The sequence below is a fragment of the Streptomyces synnematoformans genome (assembly GCF_039531005.1).
In the GTDB taxonomy this organism is placed as follows: Bacteria; Actinomycetota; Actinomycetes; order Streptomycetales; family Streptomycetaceae; genus Streptomyces; species Streptomyces synnematoformans.
The window spans coordinates 1-1,093 of record NZ_BAAAPF010000692.1 but is presented as its reverse complement, the minus strand read 5'-3'; the positions used below and the strand labels follow the sequence as shown (position 1 = coordinate 1,093).

Here is a 1,093-nt window from a genome sequence, read left to right as displayed (position 1 = left end):
GCCGAACAGTGCCCGGTCCGCCGCGGCCAGCGCGGCCAGGTCGGCCGCCCCGCCGGCGCGGTGGCGGGCGTGCACGGCCTGCCCCAGCCCCAGCGCCGCGGCGAACACCGCGCACAGCGCGAAGCACGCCAGCGCCGACCACACCGTCGCCCCGCCCCGGTCATCGAACGGTCTCTTCCGCAAGGGCGACCGCCTCCCCTCCGAGGTCGAGCGACAGCGGCCCGGGTCCCGGCGCGGCCGCCCGCACCCGTACGCGCACCAGGTCGCCGTCCCGGGCGACCGTTACCGCCGCGCCGCGGGGAGCCGCCGCCAGGGCGGCCCCCCGGACGCCGGCGGCGGGTTCGCCCCGGGCCGCCGCCCGGGCCCCCGCGCGGGCGGCGTCCACGCACTGGATCTGCGCCGCGGCGGCCATCAGCGCCCAGACCAGCCCCAGGGCGAGGAAAACCAGCGCCGGAATCGCCGCCGCCGCCTCCGCGGTCACGACCCCGGCGTCCCGCGCGTGCGGCGGGTCAGAACGGGACGTCGAGCGCGCGCTCCACCACCGCCTGCAGGGCCCCGCTGACCGCATCACTCGTCACCACCTTGTACAGGATCGCCGCGAACGCGACCGCCGCGATCGTGCCCACGGCGTACTCGGACGTCGTCATCCCCGCGTCCCCGCCGAGCCTCCGGGCACGCTCCCGCACCCTCCGGACGAACCTGCCGGCCATCTCCAACCCCCGTGTCTCCGTCATCGTGTCCGTCATCCGTGTCCGTCATCCGCTGCCACCCAGCAGCTGTGCCGCCAGGCCCATCACCACCGGAGCCACCCCGACCGCCAGGAACGCGGGCAGGAAGCAGAGCCCCAGCGGGCCCGCCACCAGCACCCCCGCCCGGCGGGCGCGGGCCGCCGCCGCCCGGGTCTCCTCCGCCCGGCACTCGGCGGCCAGCCGGGAGACCGCGTCGACCACCGGCACGCCCGTGCGGCCCGCCTCCTCCAGCCATCCGGCCAGCCGCCCGGCGCCCGGCAGCTCCGCCAGGGGCGCCCACGCCGCGCGGGGGTCGCCGCCGAGGCGCAGCTCCGCCGCACCCTGCGCGAGCCGGTCCCCGACCG

At 79.4% G+C, this 1,093-nt stretch carries 4 protein-coding genes; all 4 read right to left on the bottom strand.

What is annotated here, in order from left to right; all coding sequences use genetic code 11:
• Positions 1 to 183, bottom strand: a 183-nt coding sequence (locus ABD317_RS37170) for a pilus assembly protein TadG-related protein (RefSeq protein ID WP_344296524.1), incomplete at its 3' end; no start/stop codon positions are given.
• The gene (locus ABD317_RS37165; protein WP_051438047.1) at positions 161 to 568 is read right to left on the bottom strand and encodes a TadE family type IV pilus minor pilin; all 408 of its coding nucleotides are present in this window, start codon (positions 566 to 568) and stop codon (positions 161 to 163) included. The genes ABD317_RS37165 and ABD317_RS37170, both read right to left, overlap by 23 nt.
• A complete protein-coding gene (locus tag ABD317_RS37160) occupies positions 510 to 746 on the bottom strand; it encodes a DUF4244 domain-containing protein (RefSeq protein ID WP_027753031.1) in 237 nt (78 codons plus the stop codon). The genes ABD317_RS37165 and ABD317_RS37160 overlap by 59 nt, the downstream gene beginning before the upstream one ends.
• A gap of 9 nt (positions 747 to 755) precedes the next feature.
• The coding region (locus tag ABD317_RS37155) for a type II secretion system F family protein (RefSeq protein WP_344296519.1) at positions 756 to 1,093 on the bottom strand (338 nt) is incomplete at its 5' end.

Coding starts and splice junctions, on each gene's coding strand:
- ABD317_RS37165 (WP_051438047.1), bottom strand. CDS start 568: ATGCGGTCAGCGGGGCCCTGCAGGCGGTGGTGGAGCGCGCGCTCGACG.
- ABD317_RS37160 (WP_027753031.1), bottom strand. CDS start 746: ATGACGGACACGATGACGGAGACACGGGGGTTGGAGATGGCCGGCAGG.